This is a genomic window from Limimaricola sp. AA108-03 (genome assembly GCF_050847355.1).
In the GTDB taxonomy this organism is placed as follows: Bacteria; Pseudomonadota; Alphaproteobacteria; order Rhodobacterales; family Rhodobacteraceae; genus Limimaricola.
Map to the genome: position 1 here is coordinate 850,399 of NZ_CP193755.1, position 22,478 is coordinate 872,876.

General features: G+C 68.0%; 19 protein-coding genes. 14 read left to right on the forward strand and 5 right to left on the reverse strand.

Annotated features, from left to right (window positions below; translation table 11 throughout):
* Nucleotides 1-23 precede the first annotated feature (23 nt).
* Nucleotides 24-359, forward strand: coding sequence for a ferredoxin FdxA (gene fdxA, locus ACRAQ3_RS04240; protein WP_085894564.1), 336 nt, complete (start codon nucleotides 24-26; stop codon nucleotides 357-359).
* A 191-nt stretch (nucleotides 360-550) separates the two neighbouring features.
* Nucleotides 551-1,063 (forward strand): CarD family transcriptional regulator, encoded by a 513-nt coding sequence (locus tag ACRAQ3_RS04245; RefSeq protein WP_017927150.1) that lies wholly within the window; start codon nucleotides 551-553, stop codon nucleotides 1,061-1,063.
* Between the two features lie 164 nt (nucleotides 1,064-1,227).
* Here ACRAQ3_RS04245 and purD read toward each other — a convergent pair whose 3' ends face one another.
* Entirely contained in the window at nucleotides 1,228-2,502 is a 1,275-nt protein-coding gene (gene purD / locus ACRAQ3_RS04250) for a phosphoribosylamine--glycine ligase (protein ID WP_269396551.1), read from the reverse strand.
* Between the two features lie 165 nt (nucleotides 2,503-2,667).
* Between purD and ACRAQ3_RS04255 the strand changes: the two genes are divergently transcribed.
* Together ACRAQ3_RS04255 and xseA are read left to right on the forward strand one after the other, a co-directional pair.
* Nucleotides 2,668-3,045, forward strand: coding sequence for a hypothetical protein (locus ACRAQ3_RS04255; RefSeq protein WP_432255792.1), 378 nt, complete (start codon nucleotides 2,668-2,670; stop codon nucleotides 3,043-3,045).
* Between the two features lie 40 nt (nucleotides 3,046-3,085).
* A complete protein-coding gene (gene xseA / locus ACRAQ3_RS04260; RefSeq protein WP_269396553.1) occupies nucleotides 3,086-4,630 on the forward strand; it encodes an exodeoxyribonuclease VII large subunit in 1,545 nt (514 codons plus the stop codon).
* Here xseA and ACRAQ3_RS04265 read toward each other — a convergent pair.
* Nucleotides 4,627-5,028, reverse strand: coding sequence for a hypothetical protein (locus ACRAQ3_RS04265; protein WP_432255793.1), 402 nt, complete (start codon nucleotides 5,026-5,028; stop codon nucleotides 4,627-4,629). The two genes, xseA and ACRAQ3_RS04265, sit on opposite strands and share 4 nt — an antisense overlap.
* Before the next feature lie 246 nt (nucleotides 5,029-5,274).
* Here ACRAQ3_RS04265 and ftsY point away from each other — a divergent pair, with 246 nt between their 5' ends.
* The gene (gene ftsY, locus ACRAQ3_RS04270; protein ID WP_432255794.1) at nucleotides 5,275-6,537 is read left to right on the forward strand and encodes a signal recognition particle-docking protein FtsY; all 1,263 of its coding nucleotides are present in this window, start codon (nucleotides 5,275-5,277) and stop codon (nucleotides 6,535-6,537) included.
* Here the strand turns inward: ftsY and ACRAQ3_RS04275 are convergent.
* On the reverse strand, nucleotides 6,534-7,019 hold the full coding sequence (locus ACRAQ3_RS04275) for an MgtC/SapB family protein (RefSeq protein ID WP_269396556.1): 486 nt from the start codon (nucleotides 7,017-7,019) through the stop codon (nucleotides 6,534-6,536). The two genes, ftsY and ACRAQ3_RS04275, sit on opposite strands and share 4 nt — an antisense overlap.
* 149 nt (nucleotides 7,020-7,168) lie before the next feature.
* Here ACRAQ3_RS04275 and ACRAQ3_RS04280 point away from each other — a divergent pair, with 149 nt between their 5' ends.
* Complete coding sequence (locus tag ACRAQ3_RS04280) at nucleotides 7,169-7,768, forward strand: inner membrane-spanning protein YciB (RefSeq protein ID WP_269396557.1); 600 nt, start codon at nucleotides 7,169-7,171, stop codon at nucleotides 7,766-7,768.
* Nucleotides 7,769-7,842: 74 nt separating this feature from the next.
* Here the strand turns inward: ACRAQ3_RS04280 and ACRAQ3_RS04285 are convergent, their stop codons facing one another.
* The gene (locus tag ACRAQ3_RS04285; protein ID WP_432255795.1) at nucleotides 7,843-8,544 is read right to left on the reverse strand and encodes a glutathione S-transferase N-terminal domain-containing protein; all 702 of its coding nucleotides are present in this window, start codon (nucleotides 8,542-8,544) and stop codon (nucleotides 7,843-7,845) included.
* Nucleotides 8,545-8,730: 186 nt separating this feature from the next.
* Here ACRAQ3_RS04285 and metZ point away from each other — a divergent pair, with 186 nt between their 5' ends.
* The 4 genes from metZ to ACRAQ3_RS04305 all read left to right on the forward strand — a co-directional run bounded on the left by metZ (nucleotide 8,731) and on the right by ACRAQ3_RS04305 (nucleotide 14,282).
* Nucleotides 8,731-9,906: an O-succinylhomoserine sulfhydrylase gene (gene metZ, locus ACRAQ3_RS04290; protein WP_432255796.1), complete on the forward strand. Its 1,176-nt coding sequence runs from the start codon at nucleotides 8,731-8,733 to the stop codon at nucleotides 9,904-9,906.
* 129 nt (nucleotides 9,907-10,035) lie between these two features.
* On the forward strand, nucleotides 10,036-11,139 hold the full coding sequence (folE2, locus tag ACRAQ3_RS04295; RefSeq protein WP_269396605.1) for a GTP cyclohydrolase FolE2: 1,104 nt from the start codon (nucleotides 10,036-10,038) through the stop codon (nucleotides 11,137-11,139).
* Between the two features lie 93 nt (nucleotides 11,140-11,232).
* Nucleotides 11,233-12,681: a TrkH family potassium uptake protein gene (locus ACRAQ3_RS04300; protein ID WP_269396560.1), complete on the forward strand. Its 1,449-nt coding sequence runs from the start codon at nucleotides 11,233-11,235 to the stop codon at nucleotides 12,679-12,681.
* Nucleotides 12,678-14,282, forward strand: coding sequence for a thiamine pyrophosphate-binding protein (locus ACRAQ3_RS04305; protein WP_432255797.1), 1,605 nt, complete (start codon nucleotides 12,678-12,680; stop codon nucleotides 14,280-14,282). Before ACRAQ3_RS04300 ends, ACRAQ3_RS04305 begins: the two co-directional genes overlap by 4 nt.
* A 3-nt stretch (nucleotides 14,283-14,285) precedes the next feature.
* On the opposite strand, the gene ACRAQ3_RS04310 is transcribed toward ACRAQ3_RS04305, so the two are convergent.
* The gene (locus ACRAQ3_RS04310) at nucleotides 14,286-16,052 is read right to left on the reverse strand and encodes a serine protease (RefSeq protein ID WP_432255798.1); all 1,767 of its coding nucleotides are present in this window, start codon (nucleotides 16,050-16,052) and stop codon (nucleotides 14,286-14,288) included.
* A 177-nt stretch (nucleotides 16,053-16,229) separates the two neighbouring features.
* On the opposite strand from ACRAQ3_RS04310, the gene ACRAQ3_RS04315 reads away from it, so the two are divergent.
* The 4 genes from ACRAQ3_RS04315 to ACRAQ3_RS04330 all read left to right on the forward strand — a co-directional run bounded on the left by ACRAQ3_RS04315 (nucleotide 16,230) and on the right by ACRAQ3_RS04330 (nucleotide 22,381).
* A complete protein-coding gene (locus ACRAQ3_RS04315) occupies nucleotides 16,230-17,150 on the forward strand; it encodes a glycine--tRNA ligase subunit alpha (RefSeq protein WP_269396563.1) in 921 nt (306 codons plus the stop codon).
* Nucleotides 17,147-17,668: a DUF6446 family protein gene (locus ACRAQ3_RS04320; RefSeq protein WP_085894577.1), complete on the forward strand. Its 522-nt coding sequence runs from the start codon at nucleotides 17,147-17,149 to the stop codon at nucleotides 17,666-17,668. Before ACRAQ3_RS04315 ends, ACRAQ3_RS04320 begins: the two co-directional genes overlap by 4 nt.
* On the forward strand, nucleotides 17,668-19,728 hold the full coding sequence (gene glyS, locus ACRAQ3_RS04325) for a glycine--tRNA ligase subunit beta (RefSeq protein WP_432255799.1): 2,061 nt from the start codon (nucleotides 17,668-17,670) through the stop codon (nucleotides 19,726-19,728). The genes ACRAQ3_RS04320 and glyS overlap by 1 nt, the downstream gene beginning before the upstream one ends.
* Nucleotides 19,729-19,855: 127 nt before the next feature.
* Nucleotides 19,856-22,381 (forward strand): putative PEP-binding protein, encoded by a 2,526-nt coding sequence (locus ACRAQ3_RS04330; protein WP_269396606.1) that lies wholly within the window; start codon nucleotides 19,856-19,858, stop codon nucleotides 22,379-22,381.
* Nucleotides 22,382-22,478: the final 97 nt, after the last annotated feature.

A 22,478-nucleotide genomic window follows, 5' to 3' on the forward strand; every position in this document is an offset into this window, starting at 1 on the left:
CAACAAGCATCGAGGGCCCGCCAATGACCTACGTCGTCAAGGACAACTGCATCGCCTGCAAGTACACGGATTGCGTCGAGGTCTGCCCCGTCGACTGCTTCTACGAGGGCGAGAACATGCTCGTCATCCATCCCGACGAGTGCATCGATTGCGGCGTCTGCGAGCCCGAATGCCCGGCCGACGCGATCCGGCCCGACACCGAGCCGGACGTCGAGAAATGGGTCGAGTTCAACCGCAAATACTCCGAGATCTGGCCGGTGATCGTCACCAAGAAGGATCCCCTGCCCGGGGCCGAGGAAATGGACGGCAAGCCCGGCAAGATGGAGCTCTTCTCGGAGAAGCCCGGCGAGGGCGGCTGAGGCCGCTGCGCGGCGTCGAAACGGGCCCTGCGCGTCCCCGCTTCCGTCGGGGGCGTTTTTGTGGTATGTTGTTTCGGTAATGCTGCTGAAAACCTGATCCCACTTGGCCGTAACTGCCCCTGACGGACCCTTTCGGTTCGCCGGGTTCTTTGCGTGTCGTACTCACAGTGCGGATCTACAGGAAGGACATCATGAGCAAGAAGAAAAACGAATTCCGTCCCGATGATTTCGTGGTCTACCCCGCCCATGGCGTCGGCAAGATCGTCTCGATCGAGGAGCAGGAAGTGGCGGGCATGTCGCTCGAACTCTTCGTGATCTCCTTCGAGAAGGACAAGATGACTCTGCGCGTGCCGACTCACAAGGCCACCGAGGCCGGTCTGCGCTCGCTGTCGTCGCCCGACGTCGTGGCGCATGCGCTCAAGACCCTCAAGGGCAAGGCCAAGGTCAAGAAGGCGATGTGGTCGCGTCGGGCACAGGAATACGAGCAGAAGATCAATTCCGGCGATCTGATTGCCATCGCCGAGGTCGTCCGCGACCTGCACCGCGCCGACGACCAGCGCGAGCAGTCCTATTCCGAGCGTCAGCTCTACGAGGCTGCGCTCGAGCGGCTGATCCGCGAGATCGCGGCCGTTTCGGGCAACGACGAGACCGCCGCCGCCCGCGAGATCGACGGCGTGCTGGTGAACCGCGCCGCCGCCGCCTGATCGGGCTATATCGCGACGAGATAAGGGCCGCACCGAGAGGTGCGGCCCTTTCGTATGATGCCCATCACATCGGGTGTGCTCTGATCAGAAGGCGGAGCCGGCACGGGAGAGATCCACCCGTACCGCCGTGTCCGCCGCTCGAATCCGCTAGGCGGGATTCGCGATCAAAGCTTCTGCGGCAGCGCGCGCCAGCCGATGTCGCGGCGGCAGAACCCATCCGGCCAGTCGATCGCATCGACCATCCGGTAGGCCGCCTCGCGCGCCTGTGCGAGGGTCTCGCCACGCGCCGTGACGTTGAGCACACGCCCGCCATTGGCGGTGATGGCGCCGTTCCGCGCGGCCGTACCGGCGTGGAACACCATTTCCGACGAGTTTTCCTCAAGCGCGTCGAGGCCGTGGATTTCCGAGCCCTTCTCATAGCTGCCCGGATAGCCCTTGGCCGCCATCACCACGGTCAGCGCGTGATCCTCGGCCCATTGCGCCTCGACGCTGTCCAGCCGCCCCTCGGCACAGGCCTGGATCAGGTCGAGCGCCTGACCACCTAGCCGCATCATCAGCACCTGACATTCCGGGTCACCGAAGCGGACGTTGTACTCAACGAGGCGCGGCTCGCCATTGCGGATCATTAGCCCGGCATAGAGAACGCCGGAATAGGGCGTACCGCGCTTGGCCATTTCGCGCATCGTCGGACGGATGATCTCGTCGAGCGCCTTTCTAGCCACCGTTTCGTCGAGGATCGGCGCCGGGGAGTAGGCGCCCATGCCGCCGGTATTGGGTCCGGTATCGCCGTCGCCCACGCGCTTGTGATCCTGCGCCGTGCCGATCGGCAGCACCGTCTCGCCATCCACCAGCACGAAATAGCTGGCTTCCTCGCCCTCCATGAACTCCTCGATCACCACCTCGGAGCCTGCCGCGCCGAACTCGCCGCCGAACATGTGCTCGAGCGCGGAGACCGCCATGTCGCGCTCGGTCGCCACGACGACGCCTTTGCCGGCGGCCAGCCCGTCGGCCTTGATGACGATCGGCATTGGCTGCTTGGCAAGGTAGGCGCGGGCCGATTCGAGGTCCGAGAAATGCGCGTATCGGGCGGTCGGCGCATGGGCGGCGTCGCAGATCGCCTTGGTGAAGCTCTTGGAACTTTCGAGCCGAGCCGCCGCGGCGGAGGGGCCGAACACCTTCAGCCCGGCCGCGCGGCAGGCATCCGCCACGCCCGCGGCCAAGGGCGCCTCGGGGCCGATGATGACGAGATCGACGGCGTTCTCCGTGGCGAAGCCCGCCACCGCGTCGCCGTCGAAGATGTCGATATCGGCGCATTCGGCGATCTGCGCGATCCCGGCATTACCCGGCGCCACGATCAGCCGGTCGCATTTGGGGTTCTGCAGCACCGCCCAGGCGATGGAATGTTCGCGCCCGCCGGACCCGAGGATGAGAATGTTCATGTCGCGTCTCCTGCGCCGCTTGCCATCGGGGCCGCTTCTATGCGCGACCTGCCCCTTGGGCAATCATGTGGCCGATCGGTAACGATACCGGGAGCCCGGTCTATCGAACATGGCCATATAAACAGGCCGCCGCATATAACGAGGAGAGGACAGGGCGGATTTCCTATGCGATTCAGTAATTTCATTGCGGCAGCGGCCGTCGTCGCGGCGCTCGCCGTGCCTGCGGCCTCCGCCGACCATGCCTCCCTCTCCGAGATATTCATGCAGTTTCCGCCGGCCGAGCGTCGCGCGATGCAGGAGGAACTGGCGCGCGCCGGGTTCTACGACGGCAATCTGAACGCGAGCTGGGGCGCCGAATTCGCGGTCGGGCTGTTCGGCGCCGCTGACTTCCTGTTCGCCATGACGCGCGGCCAGGTCAAGCCGGACATGAGCTCGGCCGAGGGGATCGAGAACTTCATGGGGGACCTCGCCGACAGGGCCTATTCCGAGTGGCTCGAAGAGGTGGAAGCGGACAGCCGCGACGAGGCCGAGCCGGGGTTCTAGCCCCGTTGCCCCGCGCGCCGCTCTGGTGCAGACAGAGCCCATGGACCTGTTCGAAGACGACGCTCCCGAGGCGGGCGACAACGCGCATGAGTTCACCGTTTCCGAGATTTCGGGCGCGGTGAAGAAGACCATCGAGGGCGAGTTCGGCCATGTCCGGGTGCGCGGCGAGGTGGGCCGCGTCACCGTGGCGCGCACCGGCCACATGTATTTCGATCTCAAGGATGACCGCTCGGTTCTGGCCGCGGTCAGCTGGAAGGGGCAGGTCGCCAAGCTCAGCCATCGTCCCGAGGAGGGGATGGAGGTCATCGCCACCGGCCGCATGACCACCTTCGGCCCGCAATCGCGTTACCAGCTCAACGTCGAGGAGGTGGTCCCGGCGGGTGCCGGCGCGCTCATGGCAATGCTGGAAAAGCGGCGCCAGGCGCTGGCCGCCGAGGGGCTGTTCGATGCCGCGCGCAAGCGGCCGCTGCCCTATCTGCCCGAGATCATCGGCGTCGTCACCTCGCCGACGGGAGCGGTGATCCGCGACATCCTGCATCGGCTGCGCGACCGGTTTCCGCGCAAGGTGCTGGTCTGGCCCGTGGCGGTGCAGGGGAAATCCTCGGCCGCCGAGGTGGCCGCCGCGATCCGCGGCTTCAATGCCATGTCGCCGGGCGGCGCGCTGCCGCGTCCCGATCTCCTGATCGTGGCGCGTGGCGGCGGCTCGATCGAGGACCTGTGGGGCTTCAACGAGGAGATAGTGGTCCGTGCCGCGGCCGATAGCGCGATCCCGCTGATCTCGGCGGTCGGCCACGAGACCGACACCACGCTGATCGATCACGCCTCCGACCGTCGCGCGCCCACCCCCACGGCGGCAGCCGAGATCGCGGTGCCGGTGCGGGCCGAGTTGCAGGCGGTGCTGGCACAGTTCGGCGCACGGCTGGGGCAATGCACGCATGCGGGCCTCGATCGGCGCGCAGAACGATTGCGCGACCTGTCACGGGCTCTGCCGCGCCCCGAGGCGCTTCTGATGGCACCGGCGCAGCGGCTCGACGCGCTCGAGACCCGGCTGCCCGGAGCACTGCGCGCCGCCATCGCGAAGAAACGGATCGAGCTGTCGGACCACCCGCTGCGCCCCGGCCTCGTCACCCGCGCCGTTGAGCGCGGCCGCGACCGGCTGGAGGCGGCCGCCGGACGGCTGCCGGGCGCGCATCGTGCCGGGCTGGCGCAAAAGCGGCTGCGGCTCGAAGGGCTGCGGCTCAACCCGGCGGCGCTCGACGCGGCGCTCCGCCGCGAGCGGCGGGAGTTCGAGCGTCTCGCGGCGCGTCTGCGGCCCGACCTCGTCACCACGCGCCTTGAGCGCCGGCGCGAGCGTCTTGCAGCGCTCGAGCGGCTGCGCGTCACGCTGGGCTACGAGGCGACGCTGGCGCGTGGCTATGCGGTGGTGCGCGGCGACGGCCATGTCGTCACCGACCTGTCCGGCGCGCAGGCGGCCACGGTGCTGGAGATCGAGTTCCGCGACGGGCGGCTGCAGGTCGGGCAGGGAGCGAAGCCCAAGCGCGGCACAAAGCCAGCGACGCCACCCGAGCAGGGCACTCTGCTCTAGACGCCGACCTCCGGCTGGCACGACAGCGGGGCCTCGCTGTCCTGAGTCTCGTAAAGCTGCGGCATGTCCGGGTCGTTGATGAACTCGGCGCTGAGCCGTCCGTCCCGGTCGTAGAAGCGCCAGCATTCCGGACCGGTGCCGTCCTCGTAGGCGAAGCAGATCGCACCCGCATTGGGGTACCATTCACCGTCGAGGCAGCGCCCGTCGAGAAAGGACCACGTCACCTGCCGGTCGGGCCCATAGCGTTCCATGCCATAGGGAGCGCCGCCGCTCTGGTAGGTCAGGGTCCGGCCCTGCACCCGGGCGGCGAATTCCTCGGGGCTCAGCGGTTCGGCCTCCTGCGCCCGCAAAGGCAGGGCGGCGAGGCTCACCAGGGCGATCAGGCGAAGCGACGTCATGCGTTCAGGCTCGCATCCAGCCGCCCGCGCCGCCAGCCATTTTGCAGAGGCTGCGCGCCATTCCGCCATGTACGGGTCCATTGTTGGCAGGCGCGGCCGGACTGGGGGCAGGGCTGCCGATCGGGCCGCCATGCCTTCCACAACCATGGTACTGCCCCGGATCCATGGGCATGCCTCCCTTTCCAAGATGATCCGCAATGGTTAGGTGGAGAAGGTATTCTCAAGGACAGCAGGACCGGGCCGCGCATGTCGTTTTTCGGAAAACTCAAAGACCGGCTCTTCACCTCATCCTCCAAGCTGGATCGCGGGCTCGAAGAAATCGTCGGGGAGGGCGATGACACCGCCGAGGCGCCGCGGCCCGCCGAGACCGATCGCGCCGCGCCTCCGCCGGAACCTGTGCCCGAAACGGCTCCCGAGACCGCGCCGCGCCCGGAGCCCAGCGCCCCCGCTGGCCCGCGCCCGGCGACCCCGGATGCGGAACCGCCCGTCGCGCCGCCGGTGACACCGGGCATGCCCGCCGCACCGGTGACGCCACCCGCACCGCCCGTGCGCGAGGAACCCGCTCGCGAAGCCGCGCCGCAGCCCGGGCCGGCTCCGGAACCGGCGGCGCAGAAGCCGGGTCTTCTGGGACGTCTCTTCGGCAAGGGAGGGGAGCCCGGCGCGCCGCGCCGCGAACTCGACGACGCGATGCTGGAGCGGCTCGAGGAACTGCTGATCCAATCCGACATGGGTGTCGAGACGGCGCTGCGCGTCACCGCCAACATCGCAGAGGGCCGGATGGGCCGGAAGCTCTCGGTGCCCGAGATCAAGGATCTGCTCGCGGGCGAGATATCCCGCATCATGGAGCCAGTGGCCCGTCCGATGCCGCTCTACCCCAAGAAGCCGCAGGTGGTGCTGGTGGTCGGCGTCAACGGCTCGGGCAAGACCACGACGATCGGCAAGCTGGCCAGCCAGTTCCGCGAGGCCGGGAAATCCGTGGTGATTGCGGCCGGCGATACCTTCCGCGCCGCTGCCGTCGAGCAGCTTCAGATCTGGGGCGATCGCGCCGGCGTGCCGGTGATGACGGCACCGCAGGGGACCGACCCGGCGAGCCTTGCCTTCGATGCGATGACCAAGGCTCAGGCCGATGGTGCCGACCTGCTGTTGATCGATACTGCCGGGCGGCTGCAGAACCGTCAGGACCTGATGGAAGAGCTGTCGAAGATCGTGCGGGTGATCCGCAAGAAGGATCCCGACGCGCCGCACAACACGCTCCTCGTGCTCGACGCGACGACCGGGCAGAACGCGCTGAGCCAGGTCGAGATCTTCCGCAACATCGCGGATGTATCCGGCCTCGTGATGACCAAGCTCGACGGCACGGCGCGCGGCGGCGTGCTGGTGGCGCTGGCGGACCGCTTCGGCCTGCCGATCCATGCCATCGGCGTGGGCGAGCAGATCGATGATCTCGCGCCGTTCGACCCCGAGGAATTCGCGCGCGCGCTCACCGGCGCGGAGGGCGAACTGGCCTAGTCGTGCCAGCCGAGCAACCGCTCCACCTCGCGCAGCAGCATCAGGACGATCACCACCATGATCGAGGCCATTGCGGCGAGCGGGATCTGACCGGCGCCGCAGCCCAGCCCCACCGCCCCCGCGAGCCAGAGCGAGGCACCGGTGGTGATGTTGCGCACTTCGCCCTTGGCGGTGAAGATGATCCCGGCGGCGAGGAAGGCCACGCCGGAGGTCACCGCCTCGATCAGTCGCAGCGGATCGATGCGCTTGTCATCGGTGCCACCGAAATCGAGCTGCGTGACCTCCTGCCCGAGCATCACGAACAGCGCGGCGGCCAGCCCGACCAGGATATGGGTGCGCAGGCCCGCGGGTTTGCCGCGCCATTCGCGCTCGATCCCGATGATCCCGCTCAGGATGATCGCGGCCATCAGGCGCATCGCCGCCACCCAAGGCCCTGTAGCCCTGAACCCGGTGGCGAGATCGGTCTGCAGCGCCTCGAACATGGATCGTAACCTCCTGCCTCATCCTGCAGGTAAACCGGAAATCACCGGCACGTGTTCCCATGCGTCCGCTGCACTGGTCGAACCGCGCATGGATGCGTATGTACGGCACCGCAAGCGGCGCGGGGCATGCGCCGAACAGGGGGAACGAGATGGCGCAACGCAAGATCAGCCCGTGGCTCAAGCAGGTTCTGGAGTTGGGCCCGACCTTGGCTTTCTTCCTCGTCTATCTGCGGATCAAGGATGACAGCTTCCTGATCGCCGGCACCGAGTATTCGGGTTTCATCCTCGCGACGCTGATCTTCATTCCGATCCTGCTGGTCGCGATGGGGGCGCTCTGGGCGCTGACCGGCGCGCTGAGCCGGATGCAGGTCTTTACCGCCTTCATGGTGATCTTCTTCGGCGGGCTCACCGCCTGGTTCAACGATGAGCGGTTTTTCATGATGAAGACCACCATCGTCTACGGGCTTTTCGCGGCGATCCTCGCTACCGGGCTGGCATTGGGCCGCAGCTGGCTCGAATGGGTGATGGGCGAGGCGCTGCCGATGCGGCACGAAGGCTGGATGCTGCTGACGCGGCGGCTCATCGCGATGTTCGCGGCGCTCGCCGTGGCCAACGAGATCGTCTGGCGCACCCAGCCCGAGGAACTCTGGGTCAAGATCGAGACCTTCGCCTTCCCGGCGGCACTGTTCCTTTTCCTGTGGCTGCAGATCGCGTCGCTGCAGCGCTACATGATCGAGCCCGAGAAGTAGCCGCGACCGCGGGTTTTGCGTATTTTTGGAACAAAGTTGCCGCCGGGTGCCGAGAGGACCCGGCGGCATCGCGTTCAGCGGCTGCCGAACATGTGCTTTTGCTGGTCGCGATCGGCGCTGGCCTGACGCTTGTCGAGATGCAGCGCGACGCCACGCGCGGTTGCGGGCCGGGCCTCCAGCGCATCGAGCCAACGTTTCATATGCGGGAAGTTCTCGATGTCCTGGTCCTGGCGCTGCCAAAGTCGCGCCCATGGAAAGATCGCCATGTCGGCGATGGTGAGGTCGGGACCGGCGACATGTTCGTTTAGGGCGAGTTGCCGGTCGAGCACGCCGTAGAGCCGAGCCACTTCGGACCTATAGCGATCCTTGGCGTAGGGGATGTCCTGTGGCGGCGTCATGTCCGGTGCATAGCGCAGGAAATGATGCGCCTGTCCAGCCATCGGGCCCAAGCCCCCCATCTGCCACATCAGCCACTGGTCCACGGCGATGCGCTCGCGCTCGGTCCTGCCGCAGAAGCGCCCGGTCTTTCGCGCGAGATACTGCAGGATCGCGCCGCTTTCGAAGATCGAGATCGGCGCGCCGTCGGGCCCATCGGGGTCGGTGATCGCGGGCATACGGCCATTGGGGGAGAGCGCGAGGAACTCGGGGCGGCGCTGGTCGCCCGCGCCGATGTCGACCAGATGCACCCTGTATGGCAGGTCCATCTCCTCGAGCGCGATGGAGACCTTCCAGCCGTTTGGCGTGGGCCAATAATGCAGATCGATCGGGGCGGGCATGGGCGGTCCTCTGGCTGCGTCGCGCGAAGAGTTGCCGCATGGTGCGGCTTATGCAAGCGGGGCGGTGCGCTTGACCGTAGCGGGGCCGGGGGCTATCGCCACGTCAGACAGCGGCGCCGGGCCGGGCCGCGGCCCCGCGCCGTGCCAGCCCCGCCGCCCGGAACAACTGGGCCCGGAGGCCATGACATGACCCAATATCGCAAGCGCACCCGCGCCGTTCACGCCGGCACCCGCCGCAGCCAGTACGGCGAGGTGAGCGAGGCGATCTACATGACGCAGGGCTTCGTCTACGACAGCGCCGAGGCCGCCGAGCAACGTTTCGTGAAGATCGAGGGCGACGAGTTCATCTACGCCCGATACGGCAACCCCACCGTGGCGATGTTCGAGGAGCGGCTCGCGAGCCTCGAAGGCGCCGAGGCGGGCTTTGCCTGTGCCTCCGGCATGGCGGCGGTGAACGGCGCGCTGACCTCCATGCTGCGTGCCGGCGACCACGTCGTGTCGAGCCGGGCGCTGTTCGGGTCCTGCCTCTATATCCTCGAGGAGATCCTGCCGCGCTACGGCGTCGAGGTGAGCTTCGTCGATGGCAAGAACATCGACGAGTGGAAGTCCGCGATCCGCGCCGACACCAAGGCGGTCTTCTTCGAAAGCGTCTCGAACCCGGCGCTCGAGGTGGTCGATATCGCCGCCGTGGCCGAGCTTGCCCACGCGGTGGGGGCCAAGGTGATCTGCGACAACGTCTTCGCCACCCCGGTCTTCTCCGATGCGATCGCGCAGGGCGCCGATGTGGTCGTCTATTCCGCCACCAAGCATATCGACGGGCAGGGAAGGGCGCTCGGCGGCGTGATCCTCGGCACCGAGGAACACATCCGCGGCGTGGTCGAGCCCTACATGAAGCACACCGGCGGCTCGCTCTCGCCGTTCAGCGCCTGGTTGATGCTCAAGGGGCTTGAGACCATCGAACTCCGTGTCAAGGCTCAGGCCGAGAGCGCGATGCGAATTGCCGAAGCGCTGTCGCAAGAAAGCAAGTTGACCAAGGTTCTCTATCCTGGGTTGCCGGCGCACCCGCAGCACGACCTCGCTATGCGGCAGATGGGTGCCGGGGGCACGGTGGTGGTGTTCGACGCGGGCAGCCGTGACGCAGCGTTCAAGCTCTTGAACGCGCTCGACATCGTGATCATCTCTAATAACTTGGGTGATGCGAAGTCGATCGCCACGCATCCCGCCTCGACGACGCATCAGCGGCTGCCGGAGGCCCAGAAGAGCGCGCTCGGTATCACGCCCGGGTTGATCCGGCTTTCGGTCGGACTCGAAGATGCCGAAGATCTGATCGCCGATTTGCGCCAGGCAATCGGAATGCTTTAATTTTGTTCGAACCATGTCGAAAGAGGGTTGACGGAAAGGCCAAGCAACCCCTCACTAACGGTATAGAAACCTATACTTAAGTGCCGCGTCGCCGGAGGAATTTGTATCGTGACCCAAGCCACACGTGATCTGCATCGCCCGGCGGCGCCCGCCAATCCCGACGCCCCCGGCCGTGACGACGCGGCGGCGGCATTGCGGCTGCTGCGTGCCTGGGCGGCTCAGGCCAGCCCCGAAGAGGTGGCGACGCTCGATCCGCTGGTCGGTCGTCTGCTGCCGGGCCAGGAGCTGTCGAACTACCCGGCGCTGGCCCGTGCCTATCCCGAGGATTTCGTCGTGGACGAAGCCTACCGGGAGATGCTGCCCGACCTGCAGAACGGGCCTGCCAGCCTGATCCGCGGCGCGGCGCGGCCGATCCAGCATGTCGGTATCTCGAATTTCCGCCTGCCGATCAAGTTCCACACCCGTGACGGCGGCGACATCGCGCTCGAGGCGAGCGTGACCGGCACGGTGAGCCTCGAGGCCGAGAAGAAGGGCATCAACATGTCGCGCATCATGCGGTCCTTCTACCGCCATGCCGACAAGACCTTCTCCTTCGAGGTGATCGAGGCGGCTCTGGCCGATTACATCGCCGATCTCAAGAGCTTCGACGCGCGGATCCAGATGCGGGTGCGCTTCCCGATGCTGCGCCCTTCGCTGCGCTCGGGGCTTTCGGGCTACCAGTATTACGACCTGACGCTGGAGCTGATCGAGCAGGCCGGAGTGGCCAAGCGGATCGTGCATCTCGATTACGTCTATTCCTCGACCTGCCCCTGTTCGCTGGAACTGTCGGAGCATGCGCGCCAGTTCCGCGGCCAGCTTGCGACGCCGCATTCGCAGCGCTCGGTCGCGCGGCTTTCGGTAGTGGTGAATCCGGGTCCGGTCCTGTGGTTCGAGGATCTGGTCGAAATGGCCCGCGCCGCGGTGCCGACCGAGACCCAGGTGATGGTCAAGCGCGAGGACGAGCAGGCCTTTGCCGAACTCAACGCCGCCAATCCGATCTTCGTCGAGGACGCAGCCCGGCTCTTCGCCGAGCAGCTCCTGGCCGATGAGCGCGTAGGCGATTTCCGGGTCATGGCGAGCCACCAGGAAAGCCTGCACAGCCATGACGCGGTGAGCCTGCTGACTGAGGGGCCGACCTTCGCGCAGGAGAGCCTCGACCCGCAGCTCTTCGCCAGCCTGCTGCACGCGGGCTGATCCGGGCAGGGCGGGCGCGGCGCTCTTGCCACGCCTGCCGACGGTATTTTCCCTTCGCTTGACAGGGCGAAGGGGCTAAGCCAACGCTCCGACATGATCGACCTGCGCCCCGTCGGATACGTGAACGGCCTTCTTCTGTCGGTGCTTGGCCTGACCATGCTGGGCCCGATGCTGGCCGATATCGCCGCCGGCAATGGTCACTGGCCGGTCTTTCTCGAAAGCGCGGTGCTGACGCTTCTGACAGGCGTGCTGATGGCGCTGTCGTGCCAAAACGGGGTGAAGCCGCGGCTCACGCTGCGGCAGACCTTCCTGATCACCTCCTCGGTGTGGATCACGCTGCCCAGCTTCGGCGCGTTGCCCTTCATCCTCGGCGTCACCGACAGCAGCATCACCGATGCGGTATTCGAGGCGATGTCGGGCATCACCACCACCGGTGGAACCGTGCTGGTCGGGCTCGACGACCTGCCGCGCGGGCTCTTGCTGTGGCGCGGAATCCTGCAATGGCTGGGCGGCATCGGCATCATCGTCGTCGCAATGGTGTTTCTGCCCGAGCTCAAGGTCGGCGGCATGCAGGTGTTCCGCTCCGAGGCTTTCGAGACCATGGGCAAGATCCTGCCCCGTGCCGCCGAGATCGCGAGCGGTATCTCGGTGATCTATGTCGGCATGACCTTGGCTTGCATGCTGGCCTATATCACCACCGGGATGGACCCCTTCGACGCGGCGGTGCACGCGATGACCACCATCGCCACCGGCGGTTTCGCCAATTCCGACGCCTCCTTCGCCGCCTACGGGGCCGGGGTGCAGTATGTCGGTGCGGCCTTCATGTTCCTCGCGGCCCTGCCCTTCGTTCGCTACGTCCAGCTCGCCGCGGGGCAGGCGCGGCCCCTGCTGCGCGACGCCCAGGTACGCGATTTCTTCTTGGTGATCCTCGTCTGCGTGCTGCTGATCTCGCTGTCGCTCGCGGATTACAGCCAAGGCTTCACCGAGCAGGCCTTCCGCGAGGCGTTGTTCAACGTGATCTCGATCATGTCCGGCACCGGCTATGCCAGCGCCGACTACATGACCTGGGGTCCGTTCCCGGTGGCGATGTTCTTCTTCATCGGGCTGATCGGCGGCTGCGCCGGATCGACCGCCTGCTCCGTCAAGATCTTCCGCTACCAGATCCTCTTCGCTTCGATCTCGGCCCAGATCCGCAAGATCCACCAGCCGCACGGGATCTTCACTCCGCGCTATGACGGTCGGCCGGTCCCGCCCGATGCGCTGTCCTCGGTGATGTCGTTCTTCGTGGTGTTCATCGTCTCGATCGGCATCACCTCGGTGCTGCTGTCGCTGACCGGGCTCGATTTCATCACCAGCGTGTCGGGGGCGGCGACGTCGATTGCCAATGTCGGTCCCGGCCTCGGGCCGATCATCGGACCCGCCGGCAATTTCGAGCCGCTGCCCGACGCGGCGAAATGGATCCTCACCATCGCCATGTTCATCGGCAGGCTGGAGCTTCTGGTGGTGTTGGTCGTGGTCACGAGGGAGTTCTGGCGCTCATGAACAGGTCCGGTGCAGAAGGTCGCCCGCTGGGGGTGGAGATCGCGGCGGCGCTGGCAGATCGCGGCGTCGAGGTGGTGTTCGGCATCCCCGGCGTCCACAATCAGGAGATCTATCGCGGCCTCGACAGCGCCGGGCTGCGCCACGTTCTGGCCCGGCACGAGCAGGGCGCGGGCTTCATGGCCGACGGCTATGCCCGCGCCACCGGCCGCCCCGGCGTGGCCTGCGTGATCTCCGGGCCCGGCCTGTGCAACCTGATGACGCCCTTGGGCCAGAGCTGGTCCGACAGCGTCGCGGTCCTCGCGATTTCCTCCTGCCTGCCGAATGGCGGTCCGCCCGACCACCGGCTGCACGAGATGCGCGACCAGCGTGGTGCCGCGGCGGCGGTGACGGCCTGGTCCGAGGAGGCGCGCGACGCCGAGCACGCCTATGCGCTGCTCGATCGCGCCTTCGCCGGCTTTGCCGAGCGGCGCCCGCGTCCGGTCCACCTGCAACTGCCGATTCCGCTGCTCGAAGCCGGGGCGCCGCCGGCACCGCCGCCGGTCCAGCCGACGCCGCCCCGCGCCCCCGATCCCGGATTGGTGAGGCGGGCCGCGCGGATCCTTGGCGAGGCGCGGCGACCGCTGCTGATCCTCGGCGGCGGTGCCGCCGGCGCCGCCACCGAGGCGCGGGCCCTGGTTGCGCGGCTCGGCGCCGCGAGCTTCGTCAGCATTGCCGGGCGCGGCGTCATCGCGCCGGGCGACCCGTTGCATTACGGCAGTTTTCTCGCGCGCCCCGGCAGCGCCCGCGAGATCGGCCGGGCCGATGCGGTGCTGATCGTCGGCTGTGCCCTGTCGGAAACCGACCTGTGGCGCGAAGCGCCGGGCTTCGATCCGGCGGCGCGGGTGATCCGCCTCGACCTCGACCCCGCGATTCTGGCCGCCGATCGGCGCTCCGAATTGCGGCTGGCGGGTGACGCGACCGCGGGATTGGCGGCGCTGCACGAGGCGCTGGGGCCGGGTGCCCCGATTGCGGAATGGCAGCCCGACCGGGTCGATGCCGCGCGGCGCCGCTGGTTCGCCGAGATCGATGCCGAGCGCCCCGGCCTGTTGCCGGTGATCGACGCGCTGCGCGCGGCGTTGCCCTGCGAGGCTATGGTGTTCTCGGACATGACCCAGCTGGCCTACGCGGCGGTCGAGGCCTGGCCCGCGCCTGTGCCGGGGCTGTGGCACCACCCCTCGGGCTTCGGCACTCTGGGCTACGCGCTGCCCGCCGCGATCGGCGCAGCGGTGGGCCGTCCCGATCTGCCGGTCGTGGCGCTGGCCGGGGATTACGGGCTGCAATACACGATCCCCGAGCTTGGAACGGCGGTCGAGCTTGGGCTGCCTTTGCCGATCGTGGTCTGGGACAATGGCCAGCTGGGCGAGATCGAGGCCAGCATGCGGGCCGCGCAGATCGCGCCGAATGCGGTGCATCAACGCAACCCGGATTTCTGCGCCCTGGCCCGCGCCTGGGGGGCGCTGTCAGAAGCGCCGGAAAGCCTCGATGAAATCGGCCCGGCGCTTGAGCGCGCGTTCCGGGCCGATGGGCCGACCCTGATCCGGCTCACGCCGGATCTGGTCTGAGGCTCACTCCCAGCAGCTCACCAGAGCCGTCATTTCCCCCGCGCGCCGGGCCACCGCCTGAACCGTGTCCTCGACCCGCGCCTCGCTGCGCTTGGCCTCGATCCCGGCGGCATCGAGCGCGGCGAGCAGCGTCTCGCTCTCCAGCACCAGCGCCACGCCGTCGGGCAGCACCCGGTCCTCCTGCCGATCGCCCGGCAGCAAGAGCCCCAGCACCGCGCCGCCCATGTCGAGCACCGGCCCGCCTACATCGCCGGGCTGGGTTTTCAACTCTAGCCGCTTGAGGTCCTCTTCGCCGCCCGGCCCCCTGATATCGGCCAGCCGTCCGAAGGTGGCCGTCGCGAGGGACAGCGCCCCACCATAGGGAAAGCCCGCCACGGCCACCTTGTCGCCGATCCGTGGCACGCCGGTCTGGAAGGTGGCGATGCCGCGCGGCGCCAGCGGCGCGGCAGGACGCAGGAGCGCCAGCCCGGAGGCCGCATCCGCCATCTCGACCGAGGCGCCGCGCAGCCCGTCGATCGCCACGTCGCCGCAGCCCGCCACCGCTTCGGCCGCGGTCGCGACGGTGCCGGCCTCGTCGACGAAGATGCCGGCCCGCTCGCGCAGCGGCCGGCGCAGCTCCAGCCCGGCCACGAGATCGATCGACTGCGCCTCGTCGGCGGGCACCGCAGCCGGCTCCAACACGCCGGAGCGCGCCGCGAAGCTGGCCTGCATCCGCGACAGCAGCCGCTGGCGACGGTCTTCGTCACCGGCGGGCCAGATCAGCGCGAAGCCCTTGATCGCGCCGTCGATCACGGCGGCTTCGACATGGGTGACGCGGTTTGCGTCCGCGCCCTCGATCACGAAGCTTCGCGCGTCGAGGCCGCGCGGGCCCTCCGGGGGCACGATTTCCAGCGTCTGCATGATTTCGTAGAGCCCGGCGAGCCGTTTGGCGCCGCCGGGTTGCGAGATCAGCAATACCTGCGCGTCCAGATCGCCGGTCGCGTCGTAATGCACGAAGGGGGGCCGCACCTCGCCGCGTGCGACCAGCGCGGTCGGCATCTCCACTGCAACCCCGGCCTGATCGTCGCTCACCAGTTCCAGCCCGAGCCCGTCGAGCACGGCCTCGTAGGCGTCGATCAGCGCCGCACGCTGGGTCGAGCTGAGCACACCGGTCGCCTCGAAGCCGTTCTGCCGCTGCCATTCGGCCATCGCGGCGCGCGTGCCCGCCCCGAAGGCACCGTCGATGGCCGCGTCATAGACGCCGGCCCAGCGCAGGGCGACCTGCAACCGCTCGCGCGCGGTGCGGTCGAGCCGTGCTTCCGAGGCCCGGGCTTCGGCCAGGGTCTCGCGCGGCGCGGCGGGGGCGGGGAGTTCGGAAGGTGCGGGGGCGGCGGTCGCCTCGGTTTCGGGCGCAGCCGCGCTGTCCGGTGCGGTCGCGGCAGATGCGCGACCGGGCGCATCGCCGCGCGCGCCTACCGGCCAGAAGCGCGAGCGATATTGCGTGCCATCGGCCACGAAGGCATCGCCCGGGATCGCGCCCGCGGCCTTCAGCTCGCCCAGGAGCCGGCGCGCCTCGGCCGGATCGTAAGGGCCCAGCGCGATGCCGTACCAGCCCGAGCCCAGCGCGTAGCCCGACACCGCGTCGAACCGCCCGGCATAGGCGCGGGCGCGGGCCTCGGCCTGGCTCAGCGTCGGTCGCGCCTCGACCTGCAGCCAGACGCCGCCATCCTGGGCCCAGCCGGGGCCGGAGAAGAAGCCGGTGGCGAGTAGGGCTGCAAGCAGTCGTTTCATGTGAATCGCGCGTCCCGTTTTGCTGGATCTGGCCGAAGAGCATAGCACCGCCCTCGGGGTGGGCCATGCCAAAGCGCCGCAGTGGCCCCGCCTGTTGCGCCGCGGCGCCATGATTGACCCTCTGAGCGGCGCGCCGTAAGCAGGCCCGCGATCCGTGACCCGGCGAGAGGCCCCCAGATGACCGATGCTCCCCGTTCCTTCCAGGAGATCATCCTGCGGCTCCAGTCCTACTGGGCGACCAAGGGCTGCGCCGTGCTGCAGCCCTATGACATGGAGGTGGGGGCGGGCACCTTCCACCCGGCGACGACACTGCGCGCGCTGGGCGCGAACCCCTGGGCCGCGGCCTATGTGCAACCCTCGCGCCGCCCGACCGACGGGCGCTATGGCGAGAACCCGAACCGGCTGCAGCACTACTACCAGTATCAGGTCATCATCAAACCCTCGCCCAAGGATCTGCAGGATCTCTATCTCGGGTCGCTGCGCGCGATCGGCATCGACACTTCGCTGCACGACATCCGCTTCGTCGAGGACGATTGGGAAAGCCCGACGCTGGGCGCATGGGGCTTGGGCTGGGAAGTCTGGTGCGACGGCATGGAAGTGTCGCAGTTCACCTATTTCCAGCAGGTGGGCGGCCATGACTGTCGTCCGGTCTCTGGCGAGCTGACCTACGGGCTGGAGCGCCTGGCGATGTATGTGCTCGGCGTCGACCACGTCATGGAGATGCCGTTCAACGACCCCGACGCGCCGATCGCGCTGAGCTATGGCGACGTGTTCCGCCAGACCGAGGAAGAGTATTCCCGCCACAACTTCGACACCGCGACCACCGAGATGCTGCTGCGCCATTTCGAGGATGCCGAGGCCGAATGCGCGAAGATCCTGAGCCAGCCGGCCGAGGATCCGCGCACCGGCAAGCGCATCGTCATGGCGCACCCCGCCTATGACCAGGCGATCAAGGCCAGCCACCTGTTCAACCTGCTCGACGCGCGCGGCGTGATCTCGGTGACCGAACGGCAGGCCTATATCGGGCGCGTGCGGGCGCTGGCCAAGGCCTGCGCCGACGCCTTCGTCACCACCGAGGCGGGCGGCGCCACCGCATGATCACCCGCATCGTCATCTCGGCGCTCTTGGCCTTCGCGCTCCTGTCGGGCGTGTTGATGTGGTACCTGCAGGTTTATGCCTATTACGAGGAGCTGACGCCCGCGCAGGTGGGCGAGGTCGTGGTGCTCGACGACCGGGCCGCACCGGTGCGCGTCGCGGTCTCCGACCTGCGCGCGATCGACAGCGATAGCTCGCCGATCCGCTTCCGCGCCTGCATGCGGATCGAGGATGCCGCGCCTTTCGAGCACGCCATCGAGCATGAGAACGCCGAGCCCTTGGTCGCGCCCGGCTGGTTCGACTGCTTCGACGCGCGCGAGGTGGGCGAGGCGCTCGAGAGCGGGCAGGCCCGCGCCTATGCATGGAAGCTTAACGAGCCCTACGGCATCGACCGAATCCTCGTCGTGATGCCGGACGGGCGCGGCCTCGCCTGGAACCAGATCAACCTTTGCGGCGAAACCGTCTTCGACGGCGACCCGGCTCCCGCCGGCTGCCCGACCCCACCCGAAGGGACCTATTGATGCCCGACCTGCTGATCGAACTGTTTTCCGAGGAAATCCCGGCCCGCATGCAGGCGCGTGCCGCCGAGGATCTGAAGCGCATGGTGACGGATGGCCTCGTCGAGGCGGGCCTCACCTACGCCTCCGCCGGGGCCTTCCACACGCCGCGCCGTCTCGCGCTCTCGGTCGAGGGGCTCTCGGAGGCGAGCCGCGACACCGTCGAGGAGCGCAAGGGCCCGCGCACCGACGCGCCGGAAAAGGCGCTGGAGGGGTTCCTGCGCTCCACCGGGTTGACCAAGGAGCAGCTCGAGATCCGCGACGAGAAGAAGGGTCAGGCCTATTTCGCGAAGATCACCCACAAGGGGCGGTCAGCCGAGGAGATCGTGGCCGAGGTGCTGGAGGGCGCGATCCGCAACTTCCCCTGGCCGAAATCGATGCGCTGGGGCGCGGGCGACCTGCGCTGGGTCCGGCCGCTGCACTCGATCCTGTGCCTGCTGTCGGACGAGCAGGGCGCGCGGGTGGTGCCGATGCAGATCGACGGGATCGCGACCGGTGACCTCACGCGCGGCCACCGTTTCATGGGGGCGGACGAATTCACGGTCAGCTCCTTCGAGGATTACGAGGCCAAGCTGAAGCGCGGCTGCGTGCTGCTGCGCGCCGAGGAACGGGCCGAGACGATCTGGTCCGAGGCTTCCAGCCAGGCCTTTGCGCAGGGGCTCGAACTGGTCGAGGATCGCGGGCTTCTGGACGAGGTCGCGGGTCTCGTGGAATGGCCCGTGGTGCTGATGGGCGAGATCGGCGACGAGTTCCTCGATTTGCCGCCGGAAGTGCTGCAGACCTCGATGAAGGAGCACCAGAAGTTCTTTTCGGTGCGCGATCCGAAATCGGGCAGGATCACCCGCTTCGTCACCGTCGCCAATATCGAGACGCGCGATCACGGCGCCACCATCCTCGCCGGCAACGGCAAGGTGCTCGCCGCGCGTCTTTCGGATGCCAAGTTCTTCTGGGAGAACGATCTGCGCGTGGTGAAGGAGGGCGGCCTCGAGGCGATGGGCGAGGGGCTGTCCAACGTGACCTTCCACAACCGCCTCGGCTCGCAATCCGACCGGGTTGCCCGTATCGCGGCGCTGGCGCGCGAGATCGCGCCGCAGGTCTCGGCCGAGGCCGACGAGGCCGAGCGGGCGGCGAAGGTGGCCAAGGCCGATCTGCGCTCCGAGATGGTGGGCGAGTTCCCCGAGCTTCAGGGTCTGATGGGGCGCTACTACGCCGAGGCGCAGGGGCTTTCACCGGCGATCGCCGCCGCCACGCAGGAGCACTACCAGCCGCTCGGCCCCTCCGACGCCGTGCCTTCCGCGCCGGTCTCGGTCGCCGTGGCATTGGCTGACAAGCTCGACACGCTGGCGGGCTTCTGGGCGATCGACGAGAAGCCCACCGGCTCCAAGGACCCCTTCGCGCTGCGCCGCGCCGCGCTGGGCGTGATCCGTCTGGTGCTGTCGAACGGGCTGCGGCTGCAACTGCGGGAGTTGATCGCCAAGGCCGATGGCCGTGCCGCGGTCGAGGACCTGCTCTCCTTCTTCCATGACCGCCTCAAGGTGCATCTGCGCGCCGAGGGCATCCCGCATGATGTCATCGACGCCTGCATCGCCATGCCCGGCAATGACGACCTGACGCTGCTGGTCGCGCGGGCCGAGGCGCTGGCGGGGTTCCTCAAGACCGAGGATGGCGAGAACCTGACCCAAGGCTTCAAGCGCGCCAACAACATCCTGACCCAGGCCGAGGAGAAGGACGGGGTCGAGTATTCCTTTGGCGCAGACGCGAAATTCGCCGAAGCCTCCGAGGAAAAGGCGCTCTTTGCCGCGCTCGACGGGGCGCAGCCGAAGATCGATGCCGCGATGGCCTCCGAGGACTTCGCCACCGCCATGGCCGCGATGGCGAGCCTGCGGGCGCCGATCGACGCCTTCTTCGAAGCGGTGCAGGTGAACACCGAGAATCAGGTGCTGCGACGCAACCGGCTGAACCTGCTGTCGCGGATTCGCACGACCTGCGGATCGGTGGCGGATCTGTCGAAGATCGAGGGCTGATCGTCTGATACGAAGGCCGTGCTTGGCGGAAGGCCTTGCACGGCCTATCTTGCGGCTATCAAGGAGTGCCGCAGTGCAGCAATTTCCGCGCGACCCGAAGATCCTGCTGATCACCCCCGAGGCCGACATGTCGGCCGCGCGCCATGGCGGCCGCGCGAAATGCCTGCAAAGGCTGGTGCGGATGGACCTGCCGCTGCCGACCACGGTGGCGCTGTCCTTCTCCTGCGTGCACGCCATCGCCAATGGCCGGATGCCGGACATGGACGAGATCATGCGCCATTTCGGCGAGGCGCCGCTCCTGTCGGTGCGGCCGTCGAGCCAGGATCCCGACTGGGGCGGACCGGGCGCGATCCTCAATATCGGCATGAACGACAGCCGCCATGCCCGGATGTGCGACGAGTTGGGGGAAGAGGCGGCGACCTCGCTCTACCTGCGCTTCATCCAGAGCTGGGCCGTTCATGTCGCGCGGCTCGATCCCGACAGCTTCGACATTCCCGACCATCCCGGCCCGGATGCGCTGCAGGCGATGCTCGCCGCCTACGAGGTCGAGGCCGATGAGCCGTTCCCCCAGGATCCGAGCGTACAGCTTTGCGAAGTCCTGCGCTCCATGGCCCGCGCCTGGGAGGGAACCACGGCGCGGCTGCTGCGTCAGGCCAAGGGTGCGCCCGCAGATGCCGGGCTCGGCCTCGTGGTGCAGCAGATGGCGCTTGGCGTGGGGCAGGGGGAATGCGGCTCGGGCGTGATCCAGTTCGTCGACAGTCTCACCGGCCTGCCGCAGGTCACCGGGCGCTACCTGAGCCAGAGCCAGGGGCGCGACGCGCTCAAGGCCGGGGCGGGGGCGATCTACCTCACCCGCGACGATCGCGGCCCCTCCTTCGAGGAGCTGTGCCCCGACGCCTTCGCGCGGCTCCTGCGCATGGGCGATCTGTGCCGCGAGCGGCTGCGCGAGGAAATGCAGATCGAGTTCACGCTGCAGGAAGGAAAGCTGCATGTGCTCGACGCCGTGCGGGTGCAGCGTTCCTCGCGTGCGAGCGTGCGGATCGCCGTGGCCTTGGCAGAGGACGGGATGATCCCGCGTGAGGAGGCGGTGCTGCGGGTCGAGCCGCAGGCGCTTTCCGAGTTGCTGCACCGCCACGTCGACCCTTCGGCGCCGCGCGACCTGATCGTCTCGGGCATCGCGGCCTCGCCGGGTGCGGCCACCGGACGGATCGTCTTCTCGGCCAGCGCGGCGCAGGCCTCGGCGGCGCGCGGCGAGCCGTGCATCCTTGTGCGGCGCGAAACCACGCCCGAGGACATTCGCGGCATGCACGCGGCCGAAGGCGTGCTGACGATCCGCGGCGGCATCACCAGCCACGCGGCGGTGATCGGTCGCGGCCTTGGGCTGCCTTGCGTGGTCGGCGCTTCGGATCTCACCATCGACCGCAAGAAGCGGCAGGTGATCGCGCCGGGCGGGCGCCGGCTGTCGGAGGGTGAGATTATCACCCTCGACGGCACCTCGGGCGAGGTGCTGGCGGGCGAGCCCGCCATGTTCGAGGCGGTGCTGGACGGCGCTTTCCGCAGGCTCCTCGACTGGGCCGATGATTTCCGCGACATCGGCGTGCGCGCCAATGCCGACACCCCGGCCGACGCCCAGACCGCCCGCAATTTCCAGGCGCAGGGCATCGGGCTGTGCCGCACCGAGCACATGTTCTTCGAGGAAGGGCGCATCGGCATGATGCGCGAGATGATCTTTGCCAAGGACGAGGCGGCGCGCCGGACCGTGCTGGAGCGACTCCTGCCGATGCAGCGCGCCGATTTCGCGCGGCTGTTCGAGATCATGCAGGGCCAGCCGGTCTGCATCCGCCTGTTCGACCCGCCTTTGCACGAGTTCCTGCCCTCGGATCGGGCCGGGCTACGCGATCTGGCGGACGGGCTCGCGGTGTCGCTGTCGGACGTCGAGGCGCGGGTCTCGGCGCTCACCGAGTACAATCCGATGCTCGGCATGCGGGGCGTGCGCCTCGGCATCACCGTGCCCGAGATCTACGAGATGCAGGCCCGCGCCATTTTCGAGGCCACCGTGCAGGCCAGCCGCGATGGCGATCCGGTCGTGCCTGAGGTGATGATCCCGCTGGTATCGGCAATGCGCGAGGTCGAGCTGGTCAAGGCGCGGATTGATGCGGTCGCGGCGCAGGTGCGCACTCAGTCCGGCATCGAGTTCGATTACCGGCTCGGGGTGATGGTCGAGACGCCGCGCGCCGCGCTGCGCGCCGCCGACATTGCCCAGCACGCGGCCTTCCTCTCCTTCGGCACCAACGATCTCACGCAGATGACCTACGGGCTGTCGCGCGACGACGCGGGACGCTTCATGTCGATCTACGTCAAGAACGGGGTCTACGAGGAGGACCCGTTCCACAGCCTCGATCTCGAAGGGGTGGGGGAGCTGCTCAAGATCGGCGCCGAACGCGGTCGCGCCGGGCGGCCCGACGTGACCTTGTCGATCTGCGGGGAGCATGGCGGATCGCGCAGTGCCATCGAGTTCTGTCGCAAACAGGGCTTTGATTACGTGTCCTGTTCGCCATTCCGAGTGCCGGTGGCGCGCCTCAGCGCGGCACAGTTGGCACTGCGTGAACGGCTCGATATCGACGAAAAAGTCACGGTCGGACGTTTTTTCTGAAAAAATGGCGACTTTTCGCTTGCCATTTTGGCAGAGATTCGCCGGTTCCATTGGGGTTCCTGACCTTAAGGTAGACACCCCGTCCTCGATCCCATAG

Bases quoted from the DNA above. Each gene is read 5' to 3' on its own strand.
- fdxA (WP_085894564.1), top strand. From the start codon at position 24: ATGACCTACGTCGTCAAGGACAACTGCATCGCCTGCAAGTACACGGAT.
- ACRAQ3_RS04245 (WP_017927150.1), top strand. From the start codon at position 551: ATGAGCAAGAAGAAAAACGAATTCCGTCCCGATGATTTCGTGGTCTAC.
- purD (WP_269396551.1), bottom strand. From the start codon at position 2,502: ATGAACATTCTCATCCTCGGGTCCGGCGGGCGCGAACATTCCATCGCC.
- ACRAQ3_RS04255 (WP_432255792.1), top strand. From the start codon at position 2,668: ATGCGATTCAGTAATTTCATTGCGGCAGCGGCCGTCGTCGCGGCGCTC.
- xseA (WP_269396553.1), top strand. From the start codon at position 3,086: ATGGACCTGTTCGAAGACGACGCTCCCGAGGCGGGCGACAACGCGCAT.
- ACRAQ3_RS04265 (WP_432255793.1), bottom strand. From the start codon at position 5,028: ATGACGTCGCTTCGCCTGATCGCCCTGGTGAGCCTCGCCGCCCTGCCT.
- ftsY (WP_432255794.1), top strand. From the start codon at position 5,275: ATGTCGTTTTTCGGAAAACTCAAAGACCGGCTCTTCACCTCATCCTCC.
- ACRAQ3_RS04275 (WP_269396556.1), bottom strand. From the start codon at position 7,019: ATGTTCGAGGCGCTGCAGACCGATCTCGCCACCGGGTTCAGGGCTACA.
- ACRAQ3_RS04280 (WP_269396557.1), top strand. From the start codon at position 7,169: ATGGCGCAACGCAAGATCAGCCCGTGGCTCAAGCAGGTTCTGGAGTTG.
- ACRAQ3_RS04285 (WP_432255795.1), bottom strand. From the start codon at position 8,544: ATGCCCGCCCCGATCGATCTGCATTATTGGCCCACGCCAAACGGCTGG.
- metZ (WP_432255796.1), top strand. From the start codon at position 8,731: ATGACCCAATATCGCAAGCGCACCCGCGCCGTTCACGCCGGCACCCGC.
- ACRAQ3_RS04300 (WP_269396560.1), top strand. From the start codon at position 11,233: ATGATCGACCTGCGCCCCGTCGGATACGTGAACGGCCTTCTTCTGTCG.
- ACRAQ3_RS04305 (WP_432255797.1), top strand. From the start codon at position 12,678: ATGAACAGGTCCGGTGCAGAAGGTCGCCCGCTGGGGGTGGAGATCGCG.
- ACRAQ3_RS04310 (WP_432255798.1), bottom strand. From the start codon at position 16,052: ATGAAACGACTGCTTGCAGCCCTACTCGCCACCGGCTTCTTCTCCGGC.
- ACRAQ3_RS04315 (WP_269396563.1), top strand. From the start codon at position 16,230: ATGACCGATGCTCCCCGTTCCTTCCAGGAGATCATCCTGCGGCTCCAG.
- ACRAQ3_RS04320 (WP_085894577.1), top strand. From the start codon at position 17,147: ATGATCACCCGCATCGTCATCTCGGCGCTCTTGGCCTTCGCGCTCCTG.
- glyS (WP_432255799.1), top strand. From the start codon at position 17,668: ATGCCCGACCTGCTGATCGAACTGTTTTCCGAGGAAATCCCGGCCCGC.
- ACRAQ3_RS04330 (WP_269396606.1), top strand. From the start codon at position 19,856: ATGTCGGCCGCGCGCCATGGCGGCCGCGCGAAATGCCTGCAAAGGCTG.